This is a genomic window from Holdemania filiformis DSM 12042 (genome assembly GCF_000157995.1).
Classification (GTDB): Bacteria; Bacillota_I; Bacilli_A; order Erysipelotrichales; family Erysipelotrichaceae; genus Holdemania; species Holdemania filiformis.
The window spans coordinates 36,992-43,981 of record NZ_GG657552.1 but is presented as its reverse complement, the minus strand read 5'-3'; the positions used below and the strand labels follow the sequence as shown (position 1 = coordinate 43,981).

Genomic DNA, 6,990 nt, shown 5'->3' with positions numbered 1-6,990 from the left:
CCCGCCAAAGGTCAGGTGATAGTGCATTTCCAGCTTACTGATGACAAATGGACCGGTTTCTACCTTGCCGTTGAATTCTTTCCGCCCGAAATCCGGATCTTCCCCGGCTTTGACATCACTGTTGTATTGATCGACCGTTGCCCGCAGCACCTGCAGATCCAGGCCGGCCATCGTTGCCGCTTCTTCCAGCGTATCTGCGACAAACATAAACCCGCGGTCCTATATATCCGTGATCAGGGCTGCCTGAAGCGTTTCCCGGATGTTCGGATCATCGTCTGATCGCCGCTGTGATCATCTGCCTTCCCTCCTCTCATTATCGATTGGATTTTATGTTTTCTGTAAAACGGCCTGCGCCATCGCCGCATTATGCTCGCACATCGCATGCAGCGGCGTGGCCGGAATGACGCTGGAATTCTGCGTTCTGTCGGTCAAGCTGTCAGCGCAGTACACTAACGAAAAGCCTTTCCATGACGCCCGCCGGTAATGGGCTTGGGGATAGGGAAAATGCCGGTCTCGGGCATTGTAGGTCGCGGAGCTGCAGTCACGACGGCCTTCTTCTCCGGCCAGAATCCGGTCGCAGAGTTCGATCATGACCGTTAAGACTTCCGGTTTCAACGGTGAACCGTTATGACCGGTGCAGATCCAGTCAAATTCTTCACGCCGCAGATCAAGCTGGATCAACAATCTCCGGTAATCGCTCACCGTCGCCGCCGGCTCGCTGTGAAACTGCCCCGCTTTTTCCGCAAAGCCCGGCAGAAGCAACACCTGATCCGCGTCCAGTTCATCGCCGGCATAGAGAATTCTTTCGGTGTGATCTAAAATCATGATGTTGCCCGGAGCGTGACAATCGCAGCGCAGGATTTCCAAGCACCGTTGTCCGAGTTTAAGAATCTGATGGTCCTGCACAAATACCGGCGTATAATCCAAATGCAGCTTCGCGGGATCTTCGTCCATCGCATTACGGTTGGACGCCGCTGTTCTTTCCGTCATATACACTTGATCAAACAGGCCGCATTGACCGGTGTGATCGATATGCGCATGGGTGCAGATCACCGTCCTGACCGGTTTCTGAATTAAAGCTTCACAGAACTGACGGATCTTCACTTCCCCGCAGCCGCAGTCGATCAGCGCCGGGACTTCCCCGTCCACAAGATAACAGTCGCACCCGCAGCCCCTGATCCGCCATGTCGTTTTTGTGATCGGTTCCGCCTGAATCATCCGTCTATTCCCCCCTTTGTTTTAATCTTTATTTTCTTCCTCTTTATTGTAAAGGGGAAAAGCTCAAATGCCAACTCGCAAAGGGAAAAATTCGCGGTGAAAGTCCCAGGGCCGGCGCGAATCCCTCGCTGTGACATAGCTTTCCCTGAACAAAAGAAAGAACAAAAGAAACAAGAAAAAAGATCGAAAACAGAAATGCTTTCGATCTCGGATTCTTCCTTACTTCGCCGCTTCGCGTGACTTTTGCGCATGCGCAGGTCGGCGCCGGCGGGCTGGCCGGTGACCGGCAGGTTTATTCGCCGGACTGGCAGGCGTCTGTACCGGGGAAACCACCGTTTTGGACTCCGCCGCCTGCGGCTGGGCCGTAGTTTTAGCCTTAGGATCCTTGACGACCGGAATCGTATACCGGATCAGCTTTTCGATATCCTTCAAATAAGCGCGTTCATCATTCTGGCAGAAGGAGATCGCAATTCCTTCCTGTCCCGCCCGGGCTGTCCGGCCGATCCGGTGAACATACGTTTCACTGATATTCGGAATGTTGTAATTGATGACGTGGGAAAGCTTCTCAATATCGATGCCGCGGGCCGCGATGTCGGTTGCCACCAGCACCTGGATCTCATGGTTCTTAAACGCTGCCAGCGCCTTCTGCCGGGCGTTCTGCGATTTATTGCCATGGATCGCCATCGCCTGGACATGCCCCTTGGTTAAAAAGCGAACGACGCGGTCGGCTTCATGCTTAGTCCGGGTAAAGACCAGCGCGGAGGTGACTTCCTCCTTCTTCAAGACCCGCAGCAACAGGTCGTTCTTTTCGCTTTTTTCCACATAGTACACACGCTGTTCGATCTTCTCAATCGGCGTGGATACCGGCGTCGCTTCCACGCGGACCGGATTCTTCAGCAGCGAAGCAGCCAGGCCGGCAATCTCCTTCGGCATCGTCGCCGAGAACAGCAGCGTCTGCTTTTTGTTCACCAGCAATGCGCTGACGCGTTTTACATCGTGGATAAAACCCATGTCCAGCATCCGGTCGGCTTCGTCGAGCACAAAGATTTCCACCTGGCTCAGATCCAACAGACGCTGACCCACCAGATCGAGCAGACGGCCCGGCGTCGCGATCAGAATATCCGCGCCCTTTTTCAGCTGATCAACCTGCGCGCCCTGCTTGACGCCGCCAAAAATCACGACGGTCTTCAACGGCAGGCCCTGGCCGTACAGCTGGAAGTTATCCACAATCTGGATCGCCAGCTCACGAGTCGGCGTCAGCACCAGCGCCTTGATCGCCCGCTTGCCTTTCTGCGGCTGTTTCATCAGCTGATCGAGAATCGGCAGCGCGAATGCCGCGGTTTTGCCGGTGCCGGTCTGCGCCAGCCCCAACAGATCGCGGCCCTCCAAGACCGGCGGGATCGCTTTCTGCTGAATCTTGGTCGGCGTCGTATATCCCATCCGCTGACAATTTTTTAAGATCGACGGATGGATCGGTAATTCATTAAATTTCATGGTTCACTCTTTCTATTCCTAATTCAAAAACAGTGCTTCGGCGCACTGTCAGGATGTCATAACTTTATTATGCATCAAGAAATGGGACTTACGGTACATAGTATAGCTCAACTTCCTTCATTTTACCAGAAAAAAGCGCGAAAAGCCTTTTCCCCGGGCGCTTCTTCCGAAGAAGCAGGACTGCTTCACAGCCGGAATGGGCGCTGGAAGAATGGGGTAAACGGGATGATCGCGATTGCCATCCGGCGTCGTTCCCGTTACAATAAAAGCACAAGCTCGCAAAGGAGTGGATTTTGTCCGGCGTCCCATCCCTGAACCAGGAACTCGGGAAACGTGGAAAAGGAATAGATCATGTTGGGCTCCCATCCGGAAGGTCTGTCATAAGCAGATTTTTTCGGTGTGTGATTTTCAGGACGATTTTCTTGAATCATCAAGCGGTCCTGATGAAAAATCTTTTCTCGTTTCCTTCAAGTTCATTGCCTCAAGTTCATTGCCAGAACCGGTTTAAAATCCGGAAAGAAAGGACAAAATTCATGAAAAACTTAATCGCTCAGATCCAAACCAAACCCGCCTTATATCAACAAAGTCAGGCAAATATCTGGACCGATCCTTATCTGTCGCAGAAAATGCTCGAAGCCCATCTGGACGAAGCGTCGGACGGCGCGACACGCCGGAAAGATTTCGTCAGACAATCCGCAGCCTGGATCGCATCCCAGCTGCCGCCTCAGCAGTATCCCCAGCTTCTCGATTTAGGCTGCGGTCCGGGAATTTATGCGGAACTCTTTGCCCGTCAGGGGTATCAAGTTTCAGGAATTGATTTTTCCGTCCGCTCGCTGGATTACGCGAAGCAGTCTGCGGCAGAGAAAGGCCTTGCGATCCAATATCGCCAGGGGGATTACACCCAGATTGAATTCAGCGGTCCGTTCCATTTGATCACCTTGATTTATTGTGACTTTGGCGTACTGACGCCTTCCGCCCGTACAGCCTTGTTAAAACAGATCTACGCTTCCCTGCTTCCCGGCGGCGCTTTCCTGTTCGATGTGTTCACGCCGCTGAACTATAAGGATAAGCCTGAAAGCCGGCGTTGGTTCGTTGAGGAACAGGGCTATTGGAGCGAGGAGCCGGCCTTGGTCCTGCATGCGTTTTACCGGTATGATCAGGACGCTTCGTATTGTAATCAATATGTCACGATCAAACCCGGCGCGTACACGGTCTATCACGTCTGGGAACATGGATTTACCGCCGCGGAATTAGAACGGGATTTAACTGCGGCCGGCTTTCAGTCCGTTACGTTTTATGGCGATGTGGCGGGCGGCGCGCTGGATAAAGACGGAACGACGCTGTGCGTGCTGGCAAAAAAATAATTCCGGGAAGTAAGCAAGACGCGCGGGGTTAAGCTAAAGAAAAGCGAAGGACGCAAAGCCGCATTTTTCCTGGTTTCTCCATTTTTGCCGCCCCCCTTGTTATCCTGATTTTAAGAGCGGGATCCTTTCTACGGGCAGGTTCGCTGCCCTGCGCTCCGCTTGCCTGCGGCCGCCAATTTAAAAATTTTACAAAAATATCGCAAAACTATGTCACACGGAGGATTGCCTTCCGTCTAATCATTGAAAGGAGAAATTCAGATGGACAAACAAACTCAACCGCTATCCCCCGCTTTGATCGAGGAGGTGCTGGCACATAAGCCGCAGGCCGTGGCCGAACTGGTCCGCCAGGCGATTGTAGATCAGGCTGACGCTTTCAGCCCGCTGATCCAGGCCCCGGAATTCGCCGTCTGTCTGCCGATCAAGGGAGAAAGTCTGAAAAGGGTGCCTAAGCCGTTTCCTGCCGATCATCCGCTGGCGGATCATTTGAAGCTGAAGTCATGGTATCTGGAATGCTTCGCCCAGGGCAATCCGGCCCCGTCGGAGCTGGCCGATCAAATCACAGTGCTGGCTGAAAGTATGCGGCCGTTCAACGAATTCCTGAACCGCGCGTCGGCTTCCTTCACGATGCCGCAGCGCTGAAGTCCGGCCTCCTTGAACTTTCAAAAAAGCCGAAGATCCTTGTTGATCCCGGCTTTTTTTATCGGCTTTACAGTCTTTGTTTGTTTCAGAGCTTCAGCAGTCAAAAGCAATTTCAATACCAAGCTGTCTTTTCGCTCAGTCTTCTGTCGGAGCCTCCACCAGCGTGAACTGGAATCCCTCGTCCAGTTTAACGAACCGGCAATCAGGAAATACTTTGCTTAAATAGTGAACCATGCCGGCCATCCCTTCCATCTCATTGGTGGAATGATGGCAGAGAATACACGGCACCTTCGCATCCAGACACCATTGCAGATCGATCCAGTTGGTGAAGCCATCGTCAGCCAGGATCATGCAATCCACATTTTCCAGCATCATGATTTGGGAATTCATCGCCGCGCCGACGCCCATGCCTAATTTCGTTACCCGCTGATCTGGATCCCCCAGGATCTCGACATAACCGCAGCCATGCGGCTTCAAGGCTTTCGCCAGTTTTTCCGCCAGTTCGGAAACGGTTTCCTTTTCAATCGTGGCGTAATGATAAAAAGAGGAAACCGGACGCTCGTCAAACGGGATTCCGGTGCTGCGCGCCAGCGAATCCGCCACGCCGTAGACGGGGAACTGATCCCAGCCGTCATGACAGCGGTATATCGTAATCTGATGTTTTTGGCAGAGCTTGATCTTTTGATCGCGCAGGTCTTTCATCGTCTTATACGGCGCGGTTGTTTCCACATAGAGGCAATTTTCGTGCGAAATGATAAAATGAATATCCTGCCGGATGCATTCCTCGATCACTTTCATCGTTGCGACCCAGCAGACAGCCACTTGACTGACCTCGGAACCCCCTCCGTCAATCAGGATAAAATCCCGGGTTTTGCAGTAATCCACCCAGGGCGTATGACTTTGAATATGATCAATTATTGTTTGTATTTGCATAAACAAACCTCCCATGTTTTCATTATAAGCCGAAATCAAGTGTCCGGTCTTATCAATTTGACTCTATTGTATTTTTTTCAATGTTCTCTCTGATTTCATATTATATATCCATTATTATTGCATCACTTTCTTACAAAATCCGCGGCGCTCTATGTTTCTGTCATAAAATCTTATATAATTCTCTTAAAAGAAATGAGGATCCGTAATGGAATTCAAATTTGTAACCTTAACACCCGATAATCTTGCCTCCGAGCATCTCAGCTGCATTATCCGCACGAAAAAAGCCCATCCGGGAGTGGAAGCCAAACGCCGGTGGCTGGCTGAACGGCTTCCGGAGGGCCATGTTTTCCGCAAATTGGACGCGAAAGAAAAAGAAACAGCCTTCATTGAATACGCGCCGTTAGAAACTGCCTGGGTTCCGATCACCGGTGACAATTATCTCTATCTTTACTGCCTCTGGGTTACCGGCAGCTTCAAAGGGAAAGGAATTGGCCAGGCTTTGATGGATTCCTGTCTGGCCGACGCTAAACGTCAGGGGAAAGCCGGTGTCTGCATGCTGGGTTCGCACAAACAAAAATCCTGGCTGTCCGACCAGGCGTTCGCTAAGAAACAGGGCTTTGAAGTCGTCGATCAAACCGAAAACGGCTATGAGCTTCTGGCTTTATCGTGGGACGGCACAAAACCGCAATTTACGGAAAACGCAAAACAAATGCGAATTGAGAATCAGGAATTAACACTCTTCTATGACGATCAGTGTCCGTTTATCGCGCAATATATTGAAAGAGTTAAGAAAGAGTGTGAAACTCAGGCCATTCCGTTGACGCTCAGGCATGTTGATTCGTTGGAAAAAGCCAAAGCGCTGCCCTGTGTTTTCAACAACTGGGCCTGTTTCTACAAGGGAAAATTTGAAACGGTGAATTTGCTTAACCCTGAGATGTTGAAAAGAATATTAAAATAACAGGACAGGATTTCATAAATCATTTATTCACTTACCGCAAACGAACGTTGAGTTTCTCAGCGTTCGTTTGCTATTTTCAGCTTTTATTTCTTGATTGAATTGTCCAAAAAAAGTGCCGCAATCATCACAGAGTTCTGAAAGCAACCTGTTCAGGTTCAATCAGCACAAACGTGCCATGTTTATGTAATTAAGCATATCCGCTCATTTTTTGCTTAGTTTCATTCGTTTTCATAAAAGATCGCAGGTAATCTTAACTTTCTTCTGTTTCCAGCAAGGCTATTTCTACTTTTGCGCAATATTAATAGTGTAGGGTCTTTGATGAAGCGACTGCCCGTCCGGGATGGATCTTTCTTTGGATTCATTTGTTTTTCGAGCTGGATTGTT

General features: G+C 50.6%; 6 protein-coding genes and 1 pseudogene. 3 read left to right on the top strand and 4 right to left on the bottom strand.

What is annotated here, in order from left to right:
• From HOLDEFILI_RS19465 to HOLDEFILI_RS01075, 3 genes and pseudogenes are all read right to left on the bottom strand, one after another.
• Window positions 1–207 (bottom strand): annotated as a pseudogene (locus HOLDEFILI_RS19465) (flavocytochrome c); the annotation flags it as partial.
• Window positions 208–327: 120 nt separating this feature from the next.
• The gene (locus HOLDEFILI_RS01080) at window positions 328–1,218 is read right to left on the bottom strand and encodes an MBL fold metallo-hydrolase (protein WP_006057470.1); all 891 of its coding nucleotides are present in this window, start codon (window positions 1,216–1,218) and stop codon (window positions 328–330) included.
• 219 nt (window positions 1,219–1,437) lie between these two features.
• Entirely contained in the window at window positions 1,438–2,712 is a 1,275-nt protein-coding gene (locus HOLDEFILI_RS01075; protein ID WP_006057468.1) for a DEAD/DEAH box helicase, read from the bottom strand.
• A 533-nt stretch (window positions 2,713–3,245) separates the two neighbouring features.
• Here HOLDEFILI_RS01075 and HOLDEFILI_RS01070 point away from each other — a divergent pair.
• Together HOLDEFILI_RS01070 and HOLDEFILI_RS01065 are read left to right on the top strand one after the other, a co-directional pair.
• The gene (locus tag HOLDEFILI_RS01070; protein WP_039863639.1) at window positions 3,246–4,076 is read left to right on the top strand and encodes a class I SAM-dependent methyltransferase; all 831 of its coding nucleotides are present in this window, start codon (window positions 3,246–3,248) and stop codon (window positions 4,074–4,076) included.
• A 258-nt stretch (window positions 4,077–4,334) separates the two neighbouring features.
• Window positions 4,335–4,715, top strand: coding sequence for a DUF2461 family protein (locus HOLDEFILI_RS01065; protein ID WP_006057465.1), 381 nt, complete (start codon window positions 4,335–4,337; stop codon window positions 4,713–4,715).
• Between the two features lie 135 nt (window positions 4,716–4,850).
• On the opposite strand, the gene HOLDEFILI_RS01060 is transcribed toward HOLDEFILI_RS01065, so the two are convergent.
• A complete protein-coding gene (locus HOLDEFILI_RS01060) occupies window positions 4,851–5,648 on the bottom strand; it encodes a Nif3-like dinuclear metal center hexameric protein (RefSeq protein ID WP_050766899.1) in 798 nt (265 codons plus the stop codon).
• Between the two features lie 205 nt (window positions 5,649–5,853).
• Between HOLDEFILI_RS01060 and HOLDEFILI_RS01055 the strand changes: the two genes are divergently transcribed.
• On the top strand, window positions 5,854–6,606 hold the full coding sequence (locus HOLDEFILI_RS01055) for a GNAT family N-acetyltransferase (RefSeq protein WP_006057462.1): 753 nt from the start codon (window positions 5,854–5,856) through the stop codon (window positions 6,604–6,606).
• Window positions 6,607–6,990: the final 384 nt, after the last annotated feature.